Genomic DNA, 20084 nt, shown 5'->3' with positions numbered 1-20084 from the left:
AGGCCGTACCGCTGTCAAGGGCAGCTCTCCGCGTCGAATTCCGCGCGGCACTGCTCGATGTAGGCGTTGTTCGAGCGCGCCCAATCGGCGATGCCGCGGATGTGCACCGCGAGGCTGTCGCCGAGCGGGGCGAGCGCGTACTCCACCTGCGGCGGCGTCGTGGGGAAGACCGTGCGGGTGATCATGCCGTCGCGCAGCAGGTTCCGGGTGCTCACGGTGAGCATGCGCTGCGAGATGCCGGGGATCGCGCGCTGCAACTCGTTGAACCGCCGCGGCCCGGAGTGCAGCTCGACCAGCACCAGCAGACTCCACTTGTCGCCGAGCCGCTCCAGTACCTCCTTGATGCCGCAGTGATCCCCGCCACACGGTCCCTGCGCCTCGGTGCGGCCCAGCTCTTCGGTTACCTCGGTGTGCGTTGCCGTCACGGAAGTGCCTTCCGTCGGTCGCCGGTCGTCCCGGTCATGATCGTTGTGCGGCCGGGGAAAGAGCTCGGCGGGGAGGGGAGGCCGAGCCCGCCACGGTCGCGGCAGGCCGGGACGGTGGAGCCGCAATGCGGCGGTTCCACCGAACCGGCGGTGTGTAGGCGCGGTCGGCGCCGACCTTCCAGTCTGGCACAGCCCGGGTCGTTCGCCTCGACTGCCGTTGCCCGTCAGCGCAATTCGATGCCCGGCGCGAGGGGCCCGACCTTCAGCCCCGCGATCCTCCTCGCCTCCCTGTGCTGGAGATACCCCCACACACACCGGGACGCGTCGCATCGAACCACTGCGACACCCGTTTCCGGCCGCCGTTGATCCCCGCGCCCTCTTCTATCTCCCAGACCGGCGGGTCGTCCCGGGTGAGGTCGTTTCCGTAGATGAACTGGTACACGTAGCCCTGGTGCGCGGACAGCACCAGCATGTCCTCGGGGTCCCGCAGCAGGTGCTCGACATCGGCCAGCAGCGCGACCGCATGCCGTTTCGCCGAAGAGTCCACGTCGTGCACGCCGAACGCCGTCCCCGCGAACCACCGCCCCGGCCGGTCGCCGACCAGTCGGAGAACGGCCCGGACCGCCGCCGGAACTTCGCCCACTCCCTGCTCGGCGGCGAATCGGTCGATCTGGTCGTCGGAGGCTCCCCGCACGGAGTCGCGGCGGAGCCCCTCCGCGATGACCGCCTCGAAGGTCGCCCTGATCCGCTCATCCCACCGATCGGGGACGACCGTGGGGTTCGGGTTCGGCCGGATTCGGATGGTGTCGTCCATGGCCACTTCGACCGAGGGCAGGAAACCGATTCTGCCGTCCGCCTTGTAGGCGACCGTCGCGGGAGCGCCGACGGCGCAGACCGGCTCGAAGCGTGCCCGCACGAGTTCGAGCGCTTCGCTGTAGTCGATCGGCACGTCGTCACCGGCCATCGAGATCGAAGAGCCGGGCACCGTTGTCGTGCAGCACGTTCCGCACCCACTCGTCCCCGAGTTCCAATCGCTCCAGCACCTCGGCGGCGTGCGAGTACGGATAGGGGATGTTCGGGAAGTCGCTGCCGAACAGGATCCGATCGCCGAGGTCGCGGACCCGCCCGTACTCGGAGCGCGGGAACGGGGCGTTCGCCTCGCTGAAGTCGGTCCAGACCATGGTGGTGTCCAGTCGGACGTCCTCGTATCGCGAGGCGAGATCGAGGAACTCGGTGTACTCCGGGGTGCCCATGTGGGCGATGATCAGCGGCAGGCGGGGGAACCGGCGGAGGACGTCGGCGATCCGGTCCGGGCCGGTGAACTCGCCGGGGGCGGGGCCGGAGCCGCAGTGGATCACGACGGGCACGCGGGCGTCGGAGAGGATGCCCCAGACCGGGTCGAGGAGCGGGTCGTCGGGGGCGAAGGCGCCGACCTGGACATGCACCTTGAAGACCCGTGCCCCGGCTTCGACAGCCTCGGCTACGTAGGTTTTCGCCTCGGGCTCGGGGTAGCAGGTCGCGGTGTGCAGGCAATCGGGGGTCACCGCGGCGAACTCGGCGGTCCAGGCGTTGAGCCAGGCCGCCATCTCCGGCTTGTGCGGGTACACCAGCGAGGTGAAGGCGCGCACGCCGAACGAGCGCAGGGTGGCGAGCCGCTCGTCCTCGCCCGCCCGGTAGGTGATCGGCCACTCCCGCCCGGTCAGCGGCCCGACCTGGTCGAAGTACGCCCACACCTTGCGCATGACGTTGTGCGGCATGAAGTGCGTGTGCACATCGACGATGCCGGGAATGCCGAGACGGCTCCGCAGGGCGGCGAGCTGATCGGCTTCGGTCACGATTCCTCCTGGACAGCCTTGGCGAAGTCGCCGACCCGCTCGATGAGCCGGGTGAAGAAGCGCTCCGGATCGGTGCCGACCACGATGTCGGCATTGGGCTCCCGGCCCCACATCCCCGCCCAGTCGGCGACCGTCGTGCCGCGGGTGAGCGCGCCGGTGAGCTCGACCGCGACGGTGGCGGGCCGGGTGACGGCGAGCGCGGGGTCGAGGGTGACGGCGGCGGCGAACGGGTCGTGCATGTGCGCGAGGTAGCCGAGGTCGTAGGAGCGGTGGAAGTCGAAGTAGAACCGGACGGCATCGGTCAGGTGGCGCACGATGGGATTCGAGGTGACGCTGCGGAACGCGATCGGGTCGTCCGGCCCGACCGTCTCGACCGGTGTGCTGCCCGCCCGCTCGGCGAGCCGGGCGAGGTGCCCGGGCCGCATCTCGATGGTTTCGGTGATGTCGAGCCCGCACACCAGCGGACGCTCCGGTGCCCCGGCGAAGGCGTCGAAGACCTCGGCGGCGGCCTCGGGGTCGACGTGGATGTTCCACTCGGCGGTCGGGGTGGTGTTCCCGGGGTGGTTGAAGGCGCCGCCCATGATCACCAGGCGGCGCAGCAGCCGGGGGAGCGCGGGTTCGGCGCGCAGCGCGAGTGCCAGGTTGGTGAGCGGGCCGGTGCAGAGGCCGGTGATCTCGCCGGGATTCGCGCGCACGGTGTCCACCCAGAGCTCGGCGGCGCTGCGCGGGGAGAGCGCGCGGGTGGTCGGCGGGAGTTCGGCGTAGCCGACGCCGTGCGGGCCGTGCGTGTCCTCGGTGGTGCGCAGCGGGATCGCCAGCGGGTCGGCGGCGCCCAGCGCGACCTCGATCTCCGGCGCCCGGCACACGTCCAGCCAGGCCAGGTTGTTGGCGGCGACCCTGGCCGCCGCCACATTGCCCGCGGTGGACGCGATCCCGACGATCTCGGACTCCGGCGAGGCCAGCAGGTAGAGCAGCGCCAGTGAGTCGTCGATCCCGGTGTCGACGTCGAGCAGAATCCGCACGTGGCGAGCCTAGCCGGGCGGTCGTGGCCGCTTTCGCGGTCGTCGCGCGGACGGCGGCTCAGCGCAGCGCGACCGCCCACTCCAGCGGCGACGACCCGTACTTCGGCGCGGGCCACGGGTACTCGGGGTACTCGACGAAGGCGGGCCGCGCGGTGGTCGCCCCGCCGCCGGTGATGGTGTGCTCCGGCGCGGCCGGAGTTGCGGCCGGGTGCCGCGGCGTCCGGTCCGGCGCGGTGAGCAGCCAGGAGGCGGTGCGGGCCAGCGCGGCGCGCACGTCCCGGCCGGAGCCGTCGACGGTGCGCAGCGCGAGCGCGTCCAGGATGCCCGCGGCGAGCAGGTAGCCGGTGGCGTGGTCGAGCGCCTGGGCGGGCAGCGTGCCCGGCGCCACCTCGGCGCCCTCGAGCACGGCGATCCCGGTCGCCGCCTGCACGATGGAGTCGAAGCCGCGCCGCTCGCCCCAGGGCCCGTTCTCGCCCCACGCGCTCACCCTGGCGTGGATCAGCCCGGGCCGCACCGATGGGTCGATGCCGGCGAATTCCAGTGCGCCGGGCCGGTACCCGGTGACCAGCACGTCCGCCTCGGCCAGCAGCTCGTGGAAGCGGTCCAGGTCGGTGCGCAGGTCGAGCAGCGCGGAGCGCTTGCCCTGGCAGGTGTCGGCGAAGACCAGCGGGATCTCCGGCAGCTGCGGCGGGTCGATGCGCAGCACGTCGGCGCCGAGCAGCGCCAGCGCCCTGGTCGCGACCGGGCCGGAGATCACCCGGGTCAGGTCGAGGACCCGCAGCCCGTGCAGCGGGCGCACCGGGTCGGTGCCGAGCCCGACCCGGTCGCCGCCGATATCGGTGCGCCGGTCCATGGCGACCAGCGGCCCCGCGGCGGCGGCGCGGCCCGGCTCGCTCTGCGCCCACTCCTCCTCGGTGCGCACCCGGACCACGATGGCGCCGTGCTCGGCGGCCCGGTCCTCCAGGTCGCTCGCCCGGTTCATCGCCAGGTGGGTGACGGCGAGGTCGGTGCTCGCGTCGGCGGGCAGCCCGAGCGCGGAGAGCAGCGCGGCCCGGTGGTGCGGGTAGTTCGCGTGCGTGCGGATCCAGCCGTCGAAAGTCGGGAAGAAGCCGGAGAGGTCGCCGAAGGCGCTCACCGGCTCCCCGGTCAGCCGGAGCACGTGGTCCGAGGCGAAGGCGGTGCTCACCCGCGCCGGGTCGAGCTTGATCGGCGCGGTGGGCAGGCCGCGCACCGCGCGCAGGCGGTTGGCGGCGGCGGTCACGGCGGTCAGCGAGCCCGCGGCCAGGGTCCAGACCGGCAGCGTCGCGGCGAGGTGATTACCCGCCTCGACAGCGGCGGCGGCGCCGGAGGGGGTGATCCCGATCCCGGTCTCGTAGGCATGGACCAGCGGGTCGTGCGTGTTCACCGGCACGGAACCCCCCTCTGCGACGTGCTCGTGACTCACGAGGGGTCATCGTTCCACAGTGAGCGACGCCGTGTCGCGGTGGAGTGGGCCGTGTCTCGACCGCGAACACCGGTGGGCGGGAAAGGTTCATCTCAGCCCTCGGCGAGCGCCGCGATGTGCTTGAGCACGTCGGGGTAGCGCTGCGTGTGCGCGCCGCCGTCCAGCGCGATGTTCGAGCCGGTCATCCAGCCCGCCGCGGGCGATGCCACGAAGGCGACCGCCGCCGCGATGTCCTCGGTGGTTCCGGCCCGGCCGAGCGGGGTGTTGGCCACGAAATCCTCGACAAGCCCCGGCACCAGCGCCGCGCCCTCGGTGAGCGGGGTCGGCACGAAACCGGGGGAGATGGCGTTGACCCGGATGCCGCGCGGCCCGAGCTCCAGCGCCGCCACCTCGGTGAGCATGGCGACGCCCGCCTTGGCCGCGCAGTACGCGCCCATGGCGACTCCCGGCTGGGTGGCGTTCAGCGAGGCGATGAGCACGATCGAGCCGCCCGGCCGCAGCGCGGGCGCCGCGTGCTTGACCACGAGGAAGGCGCCGGTCAGGCAGACGTCGACGGTGGCGCGCCAGTCCTCGGCGGCCAGGTCGGTGAGCGGGCCGGGCCGGGAGATGCCCGCGCAGTCCACCACGGTGTCGATCCCGCCGTGCCGCTCGGCGACCGTCGTGATCAGCGTTCGCACGCTCGCCTCGTCGGTGACCTCGACCGGCAGCGCCTCGACGCCGAGTTCGGCGGCGTACTTCCGCGCGTCCTCCTCGTTCCGGTCGGCGATCACCACGGTCTCGCCGTCGGCGTGCAGCCTGCGCACGGTGGCCAGCCCGATGCCGGACGCGCCGCCGATCACGATGCTCACCCGATCGGTCATAGTCGTTCCCCGTTCTGTGTGGACAGTCTTCCGCACAGGTGTACAGCATGGGCCCCGCGGGCGCGCCGAAACCGGCCCGCGCGGCCGGGGCGCCCGCGGTCGGCGTCGCCGCACCGGACGGTCGCCGCGAACCGGTTCGGTGCACCGCGTTCCGACGACGGCCGGGATGTCGGAGCGCTCGTGTAGCTTCGCCCCGTGACCCTCGAAGCGACCGCGTGGCTGCGGATCCTGCGGGCCGAGCCCGCGGCCGCCAGGAGCCTGGTGTGCTTCCCACCGGGCGGCGGCTCGGCGTCCGCCTACCGGGAACTGGCGGGCAGCCTCGCGCCGGGCACCACGGTGGCCGCGGTGCAGTACCCCGGCAGGCAGGACCGCTTCGGCGAGCCGCAGGTCGAGAGTATCGCCGCGATGGCCGACGCCGTCGCCGAGGACCTGATCCGACTGCCGATCGAGCCCGGCGTCGCGCTGTTCGGGCACAGCATGGGCGCCACCGTCGCCTTCGAGACCGCGCGCAGGCTGAGCAGCGCCGGGCGCGGGCCGACGGTGCTGTTCGTTTCCGGCCGACCCGACCCGACCTTCGTGGAACCCGGCGCGCTGCACGCGGCCCCGGACTCCGCGCTCATCGCCGACCTGGAGCGGCTCGCCGACGACCCGGCCTCGGTCGCGGTGCTGCGGGACGACCCCGGCCTGGCCGAGCTGGTACTGCCCGCGGTGCGCGCCGACTACCGCGCCGTCGAGACCTACCGCTACCAGCCGGGCGAGCCGCTGCGCTGCCCGGTGATCGCCCTGGTCTCCGACGCCGACCCGACCACCACCCCGGAGCAGGCCGACGGCTGGCGCGAGCACACCGCGGGGCCGTTCGAGCGGATCGTCTTCCCCGGCGGGCACTTCTACCTGGACGCCGCGGTGGCCGAGGTGGCGGCCGCGGTCTCGTCCCGGCTGCGCTGACCGGTACCGCCTGGCGCCGGGGCTCCGTGCCCGGTGATCGTCACCGGGGGATGAGCCAGATCGCCAACCCGAACCCGCACAGCGCGATCAACCAGCGCAGCGGCCGCGCGGGCAGCACCTTCACCACCGCCGGGCCGCACCACCCGCCCGCGAACGCGCCGATCGCCATGGCGGGCGCCGCCACCCAGTGCACCGGCCCGAACAGCGCGAAACCCAGCGCGGCCACCAGATTCGCGATCCCGAGCAGGTAGCTCTTCATGATGCTCGCCCGCCAGATGTCGGAGGCGGTGGCGATCAGCACCAGCGCCAGGATCATCACCCCGGCGCCCGCGCCGAAGTAGCCGCCGTAGATCGCGATGAGCACGATGCCGACCGGGTACGCGCGCGGGAACGTCCGGTCACCGGCCAGCTCGCGCAGCTTGGGTTGCAGCAGCAGGCTCAGCGAGGCCGCCGCGATCAGGAACGGGACGGTGATCTCAAAGGTGGCCGCCGGGGTGAAGAGCAGCAGCCCGGCCCCGATCGCGCCGCCGATCGCCGAGCAGATCGCGTACTTCACCAGCGTGCGGCGATCCTCCTGCAGCGCCGAGCCGGAGTTGGCGGTCGAGCCGACCCCGACCGCCACCATGGCGACGGTATTGGTGACATTGGCCGCGACCGGAGGCAGCCCGGCGGCGAGCAGCGCGGGGTAGGAGACCAGCGAGGCGATACCGGTGACGTAGCCGATCAGCCCCGCGAAGAACCCGGCGACCACCACCAGCCCGATGGTGAGCAGACTCACCGGGTTCGCCCCGGCCGCACGATCATGCCCGGAGCCTATCGACGGGCGATGCGCGTCCCGGACCGCCCGGTCCTCGCTTGTGGACTACATCACGCGGCGACCATCGGCGGCATCCGCCTGCGCAGCACGAAGCCCGCCCACGAACCCAGCACCAGGGCCGCGACCCCGACCTGTACCAGCGTCAACGCGCTCTCCGGATACAGCACCCCGGTCAGGTAGTGCGCGATGAATCCGCTGTCCGGCAGCGGCGCCTCGCCACCGCGCTCCCTGGCCCAGCTCTCCAGTGCGGTCAGCGGACAGTCGTAGCCGATGAGAATCCCGCCGAACCCCCAGGCGACCGCCGCGATGTGCAGCCAGATGGTCCGCGGCCACCGCCACGCGAGGAATCCACCGGCCACCACGTACCCCACGAAGGCGTAGTGCACGACCATCGTGCTATCGGCGAGCAGGCGAAACAGCATGAAACGAGCCTACGCGCGGCCGTCCCGTCTGCCATGAGCATTTCTACCGGGTCACGGCGTGGTCCGCGAGCCCACCGTGTGCACGATGACCACCTGCGGATCCCACGGCACCAATTCGGCGACGGCGCGGCGCAGTTCGGCGGTGTCGGGCAGCTGCTCGGGCCCGAGGACGGAGACGGTGGCGGTGTGGCCGTGCACGGTGACATCGGTGACCTGGGCGCCGCGGATGCCGTCGAGCCACGCGTCGGCCGCGTCGGCGATCTGGCCCGCCCACAGCGTGGACAGCGAGTTGATCACCAGCGGGATCGCGACCACGAGCAGCGCCGCGGCCAGCACGAGGTAGGCGCGCCCGCGCCGGGCTCCGGTTCGTTCCGCGTATCCGGCCAGCACCAGCACCACGGTGCTGGTGACGACCAGGGCGAGCACGTTCGAGACGAACAGCACGAACGCCCCCAGCGCGAGCCCGGGCGCGTCGGAGCCGAGGCACACCCCGACCACGCCGAGCGGGGGCACCAGTGAGATCGCGATCGCCACCCCCGGCAGCACGTCGCCGACATCGCGGCGGGTGATCGCGACGGCGGCGACGAGTCCGGTGGCCAGCGCGGCGGTGAGGTCCATCAGCTTGGGCGAGGTGCGGCCGAGCACCTGGGAGTTGGCGAGTACGTCCACCGGATTCGGCAGCACCTGCGCGACGAGGAACCCGAGCGCCACCACCAGCACGGCGCCCACGCTCACCAGGATCAGGCTGCGCCGGATCAGCGCCCCGCTGCCGGTGGCGATACCGAGCCCGACACCGAGGATCGGCACCGACAGCGGCGCCACGATCATCGCGCCGATCACGGTCGCGGTGGAGTCCCCGGCGACCCCGGAGACCGCGATGACCCCGGAGAGCGTGAGCATGATCCAGAAGGCCGAGCGCTTCGCCTGCCGATCGCCGACCGACAGATCCAGCCGGTCGAGCAGCTCCTCGGTCGAGCGGCGCTGTCCGGCGGGCACGAGATGCTGCATGGCAGGGTGTCCTTCCGGGCGGCAGGGCCACACCGTAAACCCGGTGGCCGCCGCTCGATATCACCCGATTCGGGTGATACCCGCGCCCCGGCCCGCGGATAGCGTCGGCCCGGTCACCGCCGCCCGCGCGGTGTCGGAGGGAGCCCGGAGATGTCGGTGTGGGAAGCCCTGTGGCTGGTTCTGGTGAGCTTCGCCTTCGTGGCCTATCTGCTGCTGCTGTTCTTCATCATCGGTGACCTGTTCCGGAATCGGGAGAACTCCGGCTGGGTGAAGGCGGTGTGGGTGGTCTTCCTGTTCATCCTGCCGCTGCTGACCTCGCTGGTGTACCTGATCGTGCACGGCCGCGGCATGGCCGAGCGCTCGGCCGAGGCGGCCCGCCAGGCGCACGACGCCCAGACCGCCTACATCCGCGAGACCGCGGGCACCAGTTCGGCCGCCCAGATCGCCGATGCCAAGCGGCTGCTCGACGAGGGCACCATCAGCGCCGAGGAGTTCCAGCAGCTCAAGACCAAAGCCCTGGCCTGACACCGATCGTGGAGGTAGCCGTGACCGAGCAGTTGGACTTCGAGGACACCACCGATTTCGACAACGCCACCCGCGGCTACCTGGGCGCGCTGAACCCCGCGGTGATCACCGCCGCCGACGGCCGCCCGGTCTGGGACGGCACCGCCTACGACTTCCTCACCGGCGCCTGCCCGGACACCGTGCACCCGAGCCTGTGGCGGCAGGGGCAGCTCTGCAACCTGCAGGGGCTGTTCGAGGTGTGCGACGGTATCTACCAGGTCCGCAACCTGGACCTGTCGAACATGACCCTGGTCGAGGGCGAGCGCGGGGTGATCGTCATCGACCCGCTCATCTCCGCCGAGACAGCCGCGGCCGCGCTCGAGCTCTACCGCGCCCACCGCGGCGACCGGCCGGTGACCGGGCTGATCTACACCCACTCGCACGTCGACCACTTCGGCGGTGCCCGCGGCGTGCTGCCCGACGGCGCCGCGCAGGTGCCGGTGCTGGCCCCCGCCGGGTTCCTGGAACACGCCGTCAGCGAGAACGTCTACGCCGGGAACGCCATGACCCGCCGCGCGGTCTTCATGTACGGCACCGGGCTCGAGCGCGGCCCGGCCGGGCAGGTCGGCTGCGGGCTCGGCATGACCACCTCCACCGGCACCGTCACGCTGATCCCGCCGACGGTGGACATCACCGCCACCGGCCAGACGGAGACGATCGACGGGGTGCAGATCGTCTTCCAGCTCACCCCGGGCACCGAGGCCCCGGCCGAGATGAACTTCCTGTTCCCGCAGCGGCGCGCGCTGTGCATGGCCGAGAACGCCACCCACAACATGCACAACGTCCTCACGCTGCGCGGCGCGCTGGTGCGCGACAGCCGGATCTGGGCCCGCTACCTCGACGACGCCGTCGCGCTCTTCGGCGAGCGGGCCGACGTCGCCTTCGCCTCGCACCACTGGCCCACCTGGGGCGCGCCGAACTGGATCGGCTGGCTCACCGGCCAGCGCGACATGTACGCCTACCTGCACGACCAGACCCTTCGGTTGCTCAACCGCGGCCTGAGCGGCCCGGAGATCGCCGAGGAGCTGCGCCTCCCGCCCGCCCTGGAGCGGCTCTGGGCCAACCGCGGCTACTACGGCTCGCTCTCGCACAACGTCAAGGCGATCTACCAGCGCTACATGGGCTGGTACGACGGCAACCCCGCGCACCTGTGGGAGCACCCGCCGGTCGAGACCGCGCGCCGCTACGCCGCCGACTACGGCGGGGTGGACGCGCTGGTGGCCAAGGGCCGCGAGTACGCCGAGCACGGCGACCTCCGCTTCGCCGCGACCCTGCTCAACCACGCGGTCTTCGCCGAGCCCCGCCACGACGGCGCCCGCGAAGCACTGGCCGAGGTCTACGACCGGCTCGGCCACGGCTCCGAGAACGGCACCTGGCGCAACTTCTTCCTCGTCGGCGCCCGCGAACTCCGCTCGGGCATCACCGAGCTGGACATCGACACCGCCGACCCGCAGATGATGCTCGCCCTGCCGATCGACATGATCATCGACGCCATGGCCGTCCGCATCGACGGGCTGCGCGCCGCCGACACCGAATTCACCATGGACTGGCGCCTCACCGACCTGGACCGCACCGTCCGGCTCACGCTCTCCCGCGGCGCCCTCACCCAGCGCACCGACGCTCCCGAGACGCCGCTGCCCGGCAAAGCCGATGTCACCCTCACGCTCACCAAGCCCCAGCTACTCGCCGCGCTCGGCGGCTTCGGGCTCGACGGAGTCGAGGTCGACGGCGACCCGCAGCTGCTCACCACCCTCGCCGGACTGCTCGACACCCCCGACCCCCGGTTCCCCATCGTCACCCCGTGAAAGCGGCCGGCCCGGCGGGTCGCGTTCAGGGCATTGCTTCCCAGCCGCTCCACGGACGCGGACCGCGACGGCCGCGCAGGGAGTCCACGCGCAGCTGAGCCTGGGCTGCCCGCCTGCTGTCCCGTCCCGCAGCCTGCACCGCCATGCAGGTCATGCGCATCTCCCGAATATCTCGGAGCAGCGGGAAGCCGGACCAGGTCTCGACATCGCGGCCGTACGCCTCCGCGAAGCCGACGTACTGCTTCCGGGTAATCCAACCGAATGAGCTGCGTTTGATGGCGGTGGAAGTCAGGTCCCACTCCGGGGGGCCTATCGAGGTGCGTTCCAGATCGAGGAACAACGTGGGTCCGTCGATGGTCGTGACGACATTGCCCTCCCACGCGTCGCCGTGAATCGGCCCCCACGGCATGCCGTCTGTTCGATCGGCCCACCGTTCCCGCAGCTCCGCGAGGTGGTCGCGAAGCCACCGACGGTCCGCGGGACTCGTCGCGGACGCGGCGTCGATTCGCTGATCGAGCCGGACGAAGGGGTCTATCGCGGGCAAGAACTCCGCCGGCTCGAGCCGGTGCAGTGCGCGCAGCGCGCGAGCGATCTCGGGCGCGGTTGCCCCGCGGTGTTCGGGTAGCTCTTTCCAGAAGCTCACCGGGTGATTGCGCTGGATGACGAAGGTAGTTGCGAGATTTGCCGGTTCAACAGCCGGAACTCCGGATCGGTGCAACCAGCCGGCGATCAGGAGTTCGCGTTCCGCAGCGGCTTCCTGGCCGGGGTTCGCGAGACGGACCACGATCGCGGAGGACGGCAGCCGATAGATTGCGTTCTCCGCGACTTTGATCGGCTCGAGGTCGGAGGTAATCAATCCCACAGCCGAGCATGCGGCTCTAGCAACTGCTTCGAGGTCCTCGTGCTTCATTCGGCGCCCTCCGCGAGATCCACCCTCGTGCGGCGGGCGAAGGTCCGCAACTCGTGGACATCCTCGGCGGCACGCATCGACCGCAGCGATGACGCCCGTTGTACGGCGGTGGACCCGATGCCGGCAGCTTCATCGAGGTCGCCCGTCACCATCGTCAACGACGCTAGCTTGATCATCGAGATCGTCCGGGACCGCTCGGCGTCACCGGCGTGCCCCTCGACGGCGGTCTGCAACCGTCGGCGGGCCTCGCCGCCGAATCGGCCGTGGATCGCGAGGTCGAAAAGAGCATGGCCGGTGTCGCCGGCATGCTGGGCAGCGTCGTAGTAGTTCATCCAGCTGGGATTCTCAGCGGGGTCGGCTCGGCTGAACTGTTCATCGGCATGCCCGACCGCCTTGATGACCTCTTCGACTGCGCTGATCTTGGCCTGGGCTCGTGCCTCGGTGGTGTAGAGCATTGCCCTCTCGGTGGCGGTGAGCCGATCGGAGTAGAGAAACGCCTGCTGGACGAAGCGAAGGCCCTCTTTCGGCTTGCCGCTCCAGATCGCTTGACGAGCGGAGGAGGAGAGGACCTTCGCGCGGAGCTGCCACGCGTCGGCCTCCTCCGCGCATTTCATTGCCAACGCGAACATGTCGGTGGCGTCGCGGTGCACGCAAGCGTCGAAGGCCATGAATCCTGCGGTATGCGCAAGGGACCCGACGGCGGCGAGAGGTCATTGCGGTACTTCGGTGCGCACCCGGCGCGGAGGTAGGACACCGCGACGCGGAGCTGGGTCGCGACCACTTCGCGCACCAGCCCGCCGCCGTAGCGGGCATCCCAACTCGCGAACAATGCCGAGGCGGCGCGCAGCTGCTCGATCTCAGCGCTTCCGACGCGAGTGGGCAGATCGACGGGGGTGGTGTCGTTGAGGAGTTGCAGCAGGCCGTGTGGCGATGCGGCTGCCGTGGCGGTGACAGCGGTGGCGGTCCGCAGGAAATCGTTGCGGTTCACTTCGCCGAGGGTAGACGTGCTCGGCAGCTTGAACCACAGCAGTTCGGCGGGAATGCGCAGGATCTGTGCCCAGCGCATCAGCTTGGTCATGATCTCGGGGGCGGGGCCGGTTTCGATCCGGCTGAGCTGAGCTTGGGTGACATCGAGCCAGGTCGCGACCCGCTTCTGCGACAGCGGCTGCGGACCGTGGAACGGGTGGGTTCGGTAGGCGTAGATGACGCGGCCCAGGTGCCAGGTCGACAGCGCGGCGAGCATATGTTCGCTCCACCAGAACTGCGCGGGCATGTCCACGGGTTCATCGACGGTTACCGGTGCGCAGGCCGCGCACCACTGCGCCGAGTTGTAGCGGCTCAACCGGCCACCGCACTCGACGCAACACCGATCCCCGCTCATCCGCGTCATCTCCCCCGCTCCAACGACGTGAGCCCCCTCAGATTCATTCGACGCTAGCACCGCGGGAAGCACCCGGTATGTGTCTCGCGCATAGCTCGGATGCATTCCGCTGTTCTCCGATAGCCCCCTCGAGCGCCGATGGTCATCGGTGTCCAGGTAACGAATGTAGAAGGGGCGAAATGACTTTAGCGATAGTTGTGCCGGTCCTCGGGCCGCCGGCCGTCGGCAAGACCACCCTCACCCTGCGCCTCGGAGCCGATCCGCGGCGCCGCATCTTCCGCCTGCGCGAGCATGTGCCGATCGCAGATCTCGCGGCCACGACATCCGCTGCCGACCGGCTCGGCTGGCTCCGCGACAGCATCGTCGAACCGGCGCTGCGCGGTTTCCTCGAACGCGCCGCGGACAACGATCTGGTCGACACCGTCCTGCTCGACAACTTCCCGGGCACCCCGGAGCAGGTATGGATGCTGGTCACCGTCCTCGCTGACATCGCGCCGGAATGTGCGCTCGAGCCGGTCGAGCTGGAACTCGCCGAACGGGCGCGGACCCGCCGGGCCAGGCGGCGGCGCGTCTGCCACCACTGCGAACAGGACCCGATCGCGGACCCTCGCATGCCCGCGGACCCAGTCGCCTCGCGACCGTGGACCTGCGCGCGCTGCGGTGGGCTGCTGCATCCCCGGCGCAGCGACGCACCGTCGCTGTTCGCTGCCCGCAGCCGCCGACACCGCGACGCCACCGCCGCGATCCGCAAGGCATTCAACCGCACCGGACACCTCGTAACCACCGTCGGTGCTGATCAGGAGCCCACCGTTCTGGCTGCGTGCGTCGAGCCGATGCTGATCAGCAGGAGCCACATCGCATGACCACTGTGCCGCTGCCCACCCCGACCACGAAACCCGACAGCTACGGCCACGCACGCATGCCGCGGGGCGCCTCACTACCCCAACCCGACCGCGTCGACCGCGTCGCTTACGGCCGGTTCCGCAACGTCTACCTCTACATCACCGAGGCCTGCCAGCTGCGCTGCGAGCACTGCTACATGGGCGAACGCCTCGACCGGGCACTCAAGATGACTCCCCAGCAGATCATCGACACCCTCACCGTGTGGCGCAGGATGGGCGGGGACAAGCTGACCGTCCTGGGCGGCGAACCCACCCTGCACCCCTTCTACGTCGACTCCATCAAGGCTGCGGCCGGGATCGGCTACGGCCACGTCATCACCACGACCAACGCCCAGCAGCCCGCCCGCAAGAAGTTCGCGAAACTCGAACCACCGGACTTCGCCTACGTCCAGGTCAGCCTCGACGGGGGAAGCCCAGTCACACACGACGCCGTGCGCGGGCCTGGCACCTTCGACATCGCGATGGACACCACCGCCGAGCTCTGCGCCCGCGGTTTCGACACCCGCATCATCTGCACGGTCAACAAGGCCAACGAAGCCGACGTGCTGAACTTGCTCACCATCGCCGACGAGATCGGGGCCTCGCTGGTCAAGTTCCACGTCTTCAGCACCATCGGCACCGGCCACGGCAATCCCGACATGGCGATGACCCCACCGGAGTGGGTCAGCTTCTGCAACCGCCTCGAGACCGTCGCCCCTGAACACCGAACCCGGGTGTGGTTCCAGCCGACCTACGCTCACCGCGACGGCATGGACCGCTACGCCGCCGAGGGCTACCAGGGCTGTATCGGCCGCACCCTCGACCGAATCAGCATCTTCCCCGACGGCCGCGCCTACGTCTGCTCCTACCGACAGCTACTTCGCCCGCATGAACGGCAACCAGGTCGTCCTCAACCGCGAAACCGGAACCAACGAGTTCGACCTGTTCACCCTTCCCTTGGTTGACAGCGCGTGCGGTGGTTGCACATCCTCGGCCTGCTTCGGCGGCTGCCCCGCCGAGGAAATCGTCATGGGCGCCAGCTCCTGCTCGCAGTACCCCGACATCGTCCCCGTCTGCCGCCTCTGGAAGTCCAGCGCCAAACCCGAATAGGAGACCCCGTGATCACTTACGAAAACCTGCTCGACTCGCTGCGCCACCTCGACTGGGACGACATCGAAGCCGTCGACGCCGCCACCCGCAAGATCTTCGCCCACTTCACCACCGGCACCTACCTCGTCCGACGCGGACTGACCGCGATCCGCGAGACCCCGCGCCTGATGGCGCTCTGCGAGCACTACGACATCCTCGACAAACTCGTCCTCTTCGACGACCCCGACACCGGTATCCGCGTCCGGCTCCACATCTTCGGCCCCGGCTACCACGACCGCCCGCACAACCACCGCTGGACCTACTCCAGCCACATTCTGCGCGGCGAATACCGCCACCGCATCTACCGGCCCGCCGATCTGCACGATGGGCTCGACCCGGCCGGCCTCGACGCCGTGATGGTCCGCCAGGAACAGCCCGGACTGAGCTACACCCTGCACCACAGCGCCATCCACGCTGTCGTCGCCGAACCCGGAACCGTTTCGCTCGTCGTGCGCGGGCCAGCCATGACCGATCGATTCCTGGTCATGGACAACAGGACCGGACAGGCCTGGTGGCAGTACGGCTCGGCCAAGGAGACGCCCGAGATCGCCCGCGCCAAGCGCATGTCCGGCGACCGGTTCCGCGAGCTGATCGACTTCCTCACGGAGTGGAAGATCATCTGAGCGAGACGATCTGCGGGCGCCGTCAACAGCGGCGGCGCCCTTTGGGGCTGCTACCAGCCGTAGACCGAGAAGTGGCGCTCGGCAGCGATGTGCTGCAACGCTTCCCGGCAGTACGGGATCATCCGCTCAGGCAACGCGTCGAGCGCGAACCACGCCAACTCGTCGCACTTGTTCGGCTCCCGGTTGAACGGCTGCTGCTCAACCAACCGCACACGGAAGAAGAACGCCACCCGTCCACCCGAGGACGAATTGTGCATAACGTGAGCGAACTCGGCGACCGACGTATCCACCGTCACTCCGATCTCCTCTTCCGCCTCCCGTGCCAGGGCATCCACCACTGACTCACCGGTCTCCAGATGGCCGGACGGTACGTGATACGCCTCGTCCTCGTACCCGGTGTTCGCGCGCCGACCGAACAGCACGCGCCCCTCATCGTCGGTGAGCAGAAGATGCACGTCCCCGATCACCTTGTGCCGCTCCACACCGGCCACCGCCATCGTTCAGCCCCTATCCGTCGTATCCGCGCCCAGCGTGGGCGACGCGAGCACACCGTAAGCCTGCTGCCATCGCCCTCGTATGCGTCCGGCGCATACCACCGGAACCACCCCTGATTGGGAGACACATGAAGAATCTGCCCTGCCGCCCTGACGCGACCAAGCACTGCTACCCACCGCCGTGGTCACCCATCGAGAAGGCTTCCGAGGAATTGCTGCTACACACGGCGGCGGCGATGCGCGAAGCGTGGCCGGAGCTGACCGACACCACCTCCGCATTCGCTTGGTGAATGCGCGTCAGGAGTCCACTGCTCGACCCGACGAGCCGGATGTGTGGTTGGTACTCACTATCGGTGGCTTCGAGTTTCGATTCGTCGCCTGCCTCACAGCGGCACTGGTGTTCATCTGCGACCTGCAACATCACCGCCTCGCCGACACTGTCCGGGTGAGTGACTGCGGCGCTCCCCATACCGATCGTCTGCCGAACGAGAGGCTTTTCCTCGAGCCCTGATCAGGGCAGCGAGCCTGGTCGTGGTCCGCCGAGTTTCGAACCGCAATACGGCTATGTTCCGGTACCCCGTGTCCGGGAGTCGAGAACCAATCTGTAATTCGGGCGGAATTTTCGCTTCACCAGGGAGACGGTTCGTAGTCCTTGAGGAAGCAGCCGAAGAGATCGTCCCCCGATTCTCCACGCACGATCGGGTCGTAGACCCGGGCAGCCCCATCGACCAGGTCGAGCGGCGCGTGAAACCCCTCCTCGGCGAGCCGGATCTTGGTGTGATGCGGCCTTTCGTCGGTAATCCACCCGGTATCGACCGCGGTCATCAGAATCCGGTCGGTCTCGAACATCTCCCGAGCGCTGGTGCGCGTCAGCATGTTCAGCGCCGCTTTCGCCATATTCGTATGCGGATGCCCCGGCCCCTTGTACCCGCGGCTGAACTGGCCCTCCATGGCCGACACGTTCACCACGTACTTCCGCCGCGCAGCGGCCGCTGCCATGGCCGGGCGCAGCCGGGAAACCAAAATGAACGGCGCGACCGAATTGCAGAGCTGGACCTCGAGCAGTTCGGTGGTCTCCACTTCGGCGACCGTCTGCACCCAGCTGTTGGTGTGCGTGATGTCGGGAACCAGCCCACCTGCGTCAATGGCAACTCCCCGCGCGATCCGCTCGGGCGTAGCCGACCCCGCCACCAGCGCGAGCTCGGCGACATCAGCGGCGGTCAATTCGGGCGCGAGCGCGGCGGTGAGCGCGGTCGGGTGCTGCTGCACGCCGGAACTCAGCGTCATCACATCGGGGCGCGGCCCGGAGGGCAGCGGCGCCGCTTCGGCCTCGACCAGCGCGCTGTAGGCGCCGGTGGTGCGCCGCACGGTCTGCGCGGCGTTGTTGATCAGAATGTCGAGCGGTCCCTGCGCCGCCACATCATCGGCCAGCGCGATTACCTGCCCCGGATCACGCAGATCGATCCCGACGATCCGCAGCCGGTGCAGCCAGTCCGCACTGTCCTCCATGGCGCTGAACCGCCGCACGGCATCGTTCGGAAACCGCGTGGTGATGGTCGTGTGCGCACCGTCGCGCAGCAGCCGCAGCGCGATGTACATCCCGATCTTGGCGCGCCCGCCGGTGAGCAGCGCCCGCCGCCCGCTCAGATCGGTCCCCGCGTCCCGCTTGGCATGGCTGCGAGCAGCGCACTCCGGGCAGAGCTGGTGGTAGAAGGCGTCCACCCGCGTGTACCGCTGCTTGCAGATGTAGCAGGGCCGCGGCCGCAGCAGGGTGCCCGCGCTGGCCCCGGCGGCGGTGGAGGTCAGCCGAATCCCCGCGGTCTCGTCATCGATCCGATTCGGCGACCCGGTCGCGGTGGCGGCGACGACGGCCTTGTCGGCGGAGGCGACGGCTTCGCGAACAGCGTCCCGCCGCGCCTGCTTGAGCTTCTTGAACATGTGACCGACGGCCCGCTGCACGACCAGCGAGTCCGGGTGGTTCTTGTCCAGCCGACCGGCCTGTTCCAGAACGCGGAGACAGGTCGCGAGGTCGGTGGGATCGATCGTGGTTTCGGCCATCGCGGCGGGCGGCGTCTTTCTTCGAGCGGGACAACGACCTGCCCATTCTCCCAAACGCCGCGACGTGGCCCTGCCCACCCCACGCCCCTTGTTGACAGAGCGCCAATAGTGCTGGAATCTGGTGGGCAACCACCCCGAGCGAGGAGAAGAGATGGCACGCGCCGTGTGGAGTGACGACGAGGTCGAGGCGGTCCGGGAGCTGGCCCGGACGTTCTTCGAGAAGGAGGTCGTGCCGCACACGGAGAAGTTCGTGAAGCAGGGCCACCCGGACCGCGCGCTGTACAACCGCGCCGGTGAGCTGGGGCTGCTCTGCACCGGCATCCCCACCGAGTACGGCGGCGGCGGGGGCACCTTCGCGCACGAAGCGGCGCTCATCGAGGAGCAGACGCGGGCGGGCGACGGCTCGCTCGGCATGCCGGTGCACACCTCGATCATCGCCCCCTACCTGCACCACTTCGGCTCCGAGGAGCTCAAGCAGCGGGTGCTGCCGAAGGCCGCCAGCGGCGAGATGGTGCTCTCCATCGGCATGACCGAGCCGGGCACCGGCTCCGACCTGCAGAACATCAAGACCCGCGCGGTGCGCGAGGGCGACGAGTACGTGATCACCGGCTCGAAGATCTTCATCACCAACGGCTGGCTCTGCGACGGCATCATCATCGCCGCCAAGACCGACCCCACCAAGGGCGCGGCCGGCGTCTCGCTGATCTTCGCCGAGGTGAGCGACGACACCCCCGGCTTCAAGCGGGGCCGCATCCTGGACAAGATGGGCGGCAAGTCGCAGGACACCGCGGAGCTCTTCTTCGACGGCCTGCGGGTGCCCGCCGCCAACCTGCTCGGCGAGGCCGAGGGCCAGGGCTTCTACCAGATGATGCAGCTGCTGGCGCAGGAGCGGCTGGTCACCGCGATCATCGCGGTCGCCATGATGGAGCAGGCGGTGCAGCTCACCGTCGAGTACACCAAGGGCCGCGAAGCCTTCGGCAAGCCGCTCTTCGCGCTGCAGAACACCAAGTTCGAGCTCGCCGAGTGCGCGACGCTGGCGAAGGTGAGCCGGATCTTCCTGGACGACTGCATCGCCAAGCACCTGGCCGGGGAACTCGATATCCCGACCGCTGCCATGTCGAAGTACTGGCTCACCGATCAGCTCGGTATCGTGGTCGACCGCTGCCTGCAATTGTTCGGCGGCTACGGCTACATGACGGAGTATCCGATTTCCCAGCTCTACACCGGCGCCCGCGTGCTGCGCATCCTCGCGGGCAGCAACGAGGTGATGAAGGATCTCGTTGCCCGCTCGCTCTGAGACCGGCACCGAGGAGGCGCCGCGCCGCCGCCGGCGCGAGCCGGGCGAGCGGCGCGCGCAGATCCAGGCGTGCGCGATCGACAAGTTCGGGGTGCGGCCGGACGCGGCCGGCTCCACCCCCCAGCAGGCGCAGCGCGCCGGGGT

At 70.0% G+C, this 20084-nt stretch carries 22 protein-coding genes; 8 read left to right on the top strand and 14 right to left on the bottom strand.

Annotation, left to right across the window (positions count from 1 at the left end):
- Positions 1-14 precede the first annotated feature (14 nt).
- The 6 genes from ACFUUZ_RS19480 to ACFUUZ_RS19455 form a co-directional block, all read right to left on the bottom strand.
- The gene (locus tag ACFUUZ_RS19480) at positions 15-425 is read right to left on the bottom strand and encodes a winged helix-turn-helix transcriptional regulator (RefSeq protein WP_378698057.1); all 411 of its coding nucleotides are present in this window, start codon (positions 423-425) and stop codon (positions 15-17) included.
- Positions 426-687: 262 nt separating this feature from the next.
- Positions 688-1374 carry a hypothetical protein gene (locus ACFUUZ_RS19475; RefSeq protein WP_378698054.1) on the bottom strand — a complete coding sequence of 229 codons (687 nt, stop codon included), beginning with the start codon at positions 1372-1374 and terminating at the stop codon, positions 688-690.
- A gap of 4 nt (positions 1375-1378) precedes the next feature.
- Positions 1379-2260 carry an amidohydrolase family protein gene (locus ACFUUZ_RS19470; protein ID WP_378698052.1) on the bottom strand — a complete coding sequence of 294 codons (882 nt, stop codon included), beginning with the start codon at positions 2258-2260 and terminating at the stop codon, positions 1379-1381.
- Positions 2257-3282 carry a nucleoside hydrolase gene (locus tag ACFUUZ_RS19465; RefSeq protein WP_378698049.1) on the bottom strand — a complete coding sequence of 342 codons (1026 nt, stop codon included), beginning with the start codon at positions 3280-3282 and terminating at the stop codon, positions 2257-2259. Before ACFUUZ_RS19465 ends, ACFUUZ_RS19470 begins: the two co-directional genes overlap by 4 nt.
- Before the next feature lie 58 nt (positions 3283-3340).
- A complete protein-coding gene (locus ACFUUZ_RS19460; RefSeq protein ID WP_378698144.1) occupies positions 3341-4687 on the bottom strand; it encodes a CoA transferase in 1347 nt (448 codons plus the stop codon).
- Positions 4688-4818: 131 nt separating this feature from the next.
- Positions 4819-5586 carry an SDR family NAD(P)-dependent oxidoreductase gene (locus ACFUUZ_RS19455; protein WP_378698047.1) on the bottom strand — a complete coding sequence of 256 codons (768 nt, stop codon included), beginning with the start codon at positions 5584-5586 and terminating at the stop codon, positions 4819-4821.
- 195 nt (positions 5587-5781) lie between these two features.
- On the opposite strand from ACFUUZ_RS19455, the gene ACFUUZ_RS19450 reads away from it, so the two are divergent.
- Positions 5782-6531 carry a thioesterase II family protein gene (locus ACFUUZ_RS19450; protein WP_378698045.1) on the top strand — a complete coding sequence of 250 codons (750 nt, stop codon included), beginning with the start codon at positions 5782-5784 and terminating at the stop codon, positions 6529-6531.
- A 40-nt stretch (positions 6532-6571) separates the two neighbouring features.
- Here ACFUUZ_RS19450 and ACFUUZ_RS19445 read toward each other — a convergent pair whose 3' ends face one another.
- From ACFUUZ_RS19445 to ACFUUZ_RS19435, 3 genes are all read right to left on the bottom strand, one after another.
- Entirely contained in the window at positions 6572-7309 is a 738-nt protein-coding gene (locus tag ACFUUZ_RS19445; RefSeq protein ID WP_378698043.1) for a sulfite exporter TauE/SafE family protein, read from the bottom strand.
- Between the two features lie 89 nt (positions 7310-7398).
- On the bottom strand, positions 7399-7770 hold the full coding sequence (locus ACFUUZ_RS19440) for a DUF2784 domain-containing protein (protein ID WP_378698041.1): 372 nt from the start codon (positions 7768-7770) through the stop codon (positions 7399-7401).
- A 51-nt stretch (positions 7771-7821) separates the two neighbouring features.
- A complete protein-coding gene (locus tag ACFUUZ_RS19435) occupies positions 7822-8778 on the bottom strand; it encodes a DUF389 domain-containing protein (protein ID WP_378698039.1) in 957 nt (318 codons plus the stop codon).
- 150 nt (positions 8779-8928) lie between these two features.
- Between ACFUUZ_RS19435 and ACFUUZ_RS19430 the strand changes: the two genes are divergently transcribed.
- Together ACFUUZ_RS19430 and ACFUUZ_RS19425 are read left to right on the top strand one after the other, a co-directional pair.
- On the top strand, positions 8929-9303 hold the full coding sequence (locus ACFUUZ_RS19430; protein ID WP_378698037.1) for an SHOCT domain-containing protein: 375 nt from the start codon (positions 8929-8931) through the stop codon (positions 9301-9303).
- A gap of 281 nt (positions 9304-9584) precedes the next feature.
- On the top strand, positions 9585-11147 hold the full coding sequence (locus ACFUUZ_RS19425) for an alkyl/aryl-sulfatase (RefSeq protein ID WP_378698142.1): 1563 nt from the start codon (positions 9585-9587) through the stop codon (positions 11145-11147).
- Positions 11148-11172: 25 nt separating this feature from the next.
- On the opposite strand, the gene ACFUUZ_RS19420 is transcribed toward ACFUUZ_RS19425, so the two are convergent.
- The 3 genes from ACFUUZ_RS19420 to ACFUUZ_RS19410 are packed head-to-tail and all read right to left on the bottom strand — an operon-like array spanning position 11173 to position 13399.
- Positions 11173-12057 carry a phosphotransferase enzyme family protein gene (locus ACFUUZ_RS19420; protein ID WP_378698035.1) on the bottom strand — a complete coding sequence of 295 codons (885 nt, stop codon included), beginning with the start codon at positions 12055-12057 and terminating at the stop codon, positions 11173-11175.
- Positions 12054-12725 carry a hypothetical protein gene (locus ACFUUZ_RS19415; RefSeq protein ID WP_378698033.1) on the bottom strand — a complete coding sequence of 224 codons (672 nt, stop codon included), beginning with the start codon at positions 12723-12725 and terminating at the stop codon, positions 12054-12056. The genes ACFUUZ_RS19420 and ACFUUZ_RS19415 overlap by 4 nt, the downstream gene beginning before the upstream one ends.
- The gene (locus tag ACFUUZ_RS19410; RefSeq protein ID WP_378698031.1) at positions 12668-13399 is read right to left on the bottom strand and encodes a helix-turn-helix domain-containing protein; all 732 of its coding nucleotides are present in this window, start codon (positions 13397-13399) and stop codon (positions 12668-12670) included. The genes ACFUUZ_RS19415 and ACFUUZ_RS19410 overlap by 58 nt, the downstream gene beginning before the upstream one ends.
- A 218-nt stretch (positions 13400-13617) precedes the next feature.
- Between ACFUUZ_RS19410 and ACFUUZ_RS19405 the strand changes: the two genes are divergently transcribed.
- From ACFUUZ_RS19405 to ACFUUZ_RS19395, 3 genes are all read left to right on the top strand, one after another.
- Positions 13618-14301: a hypothetical protein gene (locus ACFUUZ_RS19405; protein WP_378698029.1), complete on the top strand. Its 684-nt coding sequence runs from the start codon at positions 13618-13620 to the stop codon at positions 14299-14301.
- Positions 14298-15284, top strand: coding sequence for a radical SAM protein (locus ACFUUZ_RS19400; protein ID WP_378698027.1), 987 nt, complete (start codon positions 14298-14300; stop codon positions 15282-15284). The genes ACFUUZ_RS19405 and ACFUUZ_RS19400 overlap by 4 nt, the downstream gene beginning before the upstream one ends.
- Positions 15285-15437: 153 nt before the next feature.
- Positions 15438-16091, top strand: a complete 654-nt coding sequence (locus ACFUUZ_RS19395; protein WP_378698025.1) for a hypothetical protein — start codon at positions 15438-15440, stop codon at positions 16089-16091.
- Between the two features lie 50 nt (positions 16092-16141).
- Here the strand turns inward: ACFUUZ_RS19395 and ACFUUZ_RS19390 are convergent, their stop codons facing one another.
- Positions 16142-16588, bottom strand: coding sequence for an NUDIX domain-containing protein (locus ACFUUZ_RS19390; protein WP_378698023.1), 447 nt, complete (start codon positions 16586-16588; stop codon positions 16142-16144).
- 125 nt (positions 16589-16713) lie between these two features.
- On the opposite strand from ACFUUZ_RS19390, the gene ACFUUZ_RS19385 reads away from it, so the two are divergent.
- On the top strand, positions 16714-16875 hold the full coding sequence (locus ACFUUZ_RS19385) for a hypothetical protein (protein ID WP_378698021.1): 162 nt from the start codon (positions 16714-16716) through the stop codon (positions 16873-16875).
- Between the two features lie 337 nt (positions 16876-17212).
- Here ACFUUZ_RS19385 and ACFUUZ_RS19380 read toward each other — a convergent pair whose 3' ends face one another.
- Positions 17213-18643 carry an SDR family NAD(P)-dependent oxidoreductase gene (locus ACFUUZ_RS19380; RefSeq protein ID WP_378698140.1) on the bottom strand — a complete coding sequence of 477 codons (1431 nt, stop codon included), beginning with the start codon at positions 18641-18643 and terminating at the stop codon, positions 17213-17215.
- 151 nt (positions 18644-18794) lie between these two features.
- Between ACFUUZ_RS19380 and ACFUUZ_RS19375 the strand changes: the two genes are divergently transcribed.
- A complete protein-coding gene (locus ACFUUZ_RS19375; RefSeq protein WP_378698019.1) occupies positions 18795-19940 on the top strand; it encodes an acyl-CoA dehydrogenase family protein in 1146 nt (381 codons plus the stop codon).
- The last annotated feature ends 144 nt before the right edge of the window (positions 19941-20084 follow it).

Source organism: Nocardia sp. NPDC057353, from assembly GCF_042667085.1.
Taxonomy (GTDB): domain Bacteria; phylum Actinomycetota; class Actinomycetes; order Mycobacteriales; family Mycobacteriaceae; genus Nocardia.
This window is presented reverse-complemented; position numbering and strand designations above follow the sequence as displayed.

Excerpts from the sequence above, each read along its gene's own strand:
- ACFUUZ_RS19415 (WP_378698033.1), bottom strand. The coding sequence starts at position 12,725 with ATGGCCTTCGACGCTTGCGTGCACCGCGACGCCACCGACATGTTCGCG.
- ACFUUZ_RS19375 (WP_378698019.1), top strand. The coding sequence starts at position 18,795 with ATGGCACGCGCCGTGTGGAGTGACGACGAGGTCGAGGCGGTCCGGGAG.
- ACFUUZ_RS19455 (WP_378698047.1), bottom strand. The coding sequence starts at position 5,586 with ATGACCGATCGGGTGAGCATCGTGATCGGCGGCGCGTCCGGCATCGGG.
- ACFUUZ_RS19420 (WP_378698035.1), bottom strand. The coding sequence starts at position 12,057 with ATGAAGCACGAGGACCTCGAAGCAGTTGCTAGAGCCGCATGCTCGGCT.
- ACFUUZ_RS19440 (WP_378698041.1), bottom strand. The coding sequence starts at position 7,770 with ATGCTGTTTCGCCTGCTCGCCGATAGCACGATGGTCGTGCACTACGCC.
- ACFUUZ_RS19385 (WP_378698021.1), top strand. The coding sequence starts at position 16,714 with ATGAAGAATCTGCCCTGCCGCCCTGACGCGACCAAGCACTGCTACCCA.
- ACFUUZ_RS19390 (WP_378698023.1), bottom strand. The coding sequence starts at position 16,588 with ATGGCGGTGGCCGGTGTGGAGCGGCACAAGGTGATCGGGGACGTGCAT.
- ACFUUZ_RS19405 (WP_378698029.1), top strand. The coding sequence starts at position 13,618 with ATGACTTTAGCGATAGTTGTGCCGGTCCTCGGGCCGCCGGCCGTCGGC.
- ACFUUZ_RS19430 (WP_378698037.1), top strand. The coding sequence starts at position 8,929 with ATGTCGGTGTGGGAAGCCCTGTGGCTGGTTCTGGTGAGCTTCGCCTTC.
- ACFUUZ_RS19400 (WP_378698027.1), top strand. The coding sequence starts at position 14,298 with ATGACCACTGTGCCGCTGCCCACCCCGACCACGAAACCCGACAGCTAC.
- ACFUUZ_RS19435 (WP_378698039.1), bottom strand. The coding sequence starts at position 8,778 with ATGCAGCATCTCGTGCCCGCCGGACAGCGCCGCTCGACCGAGGAGCTG.
- ACFUUZ_RS19380 (WP_378698140.1), bottom strand. The coding sequence starts at position 18,643 with ATGGCCGAAACCACGATCGATCCCACCGACCTCGCGACCTGTCTCCGC.
- ACFUUZ_RS19425 (WP_378698142.1), top strand. The coding sequence starts at position 9,585 with ATGACCCTGGTCGAGGGCGAGCGCGGGGTGATCGTCATCGACCCGCTC.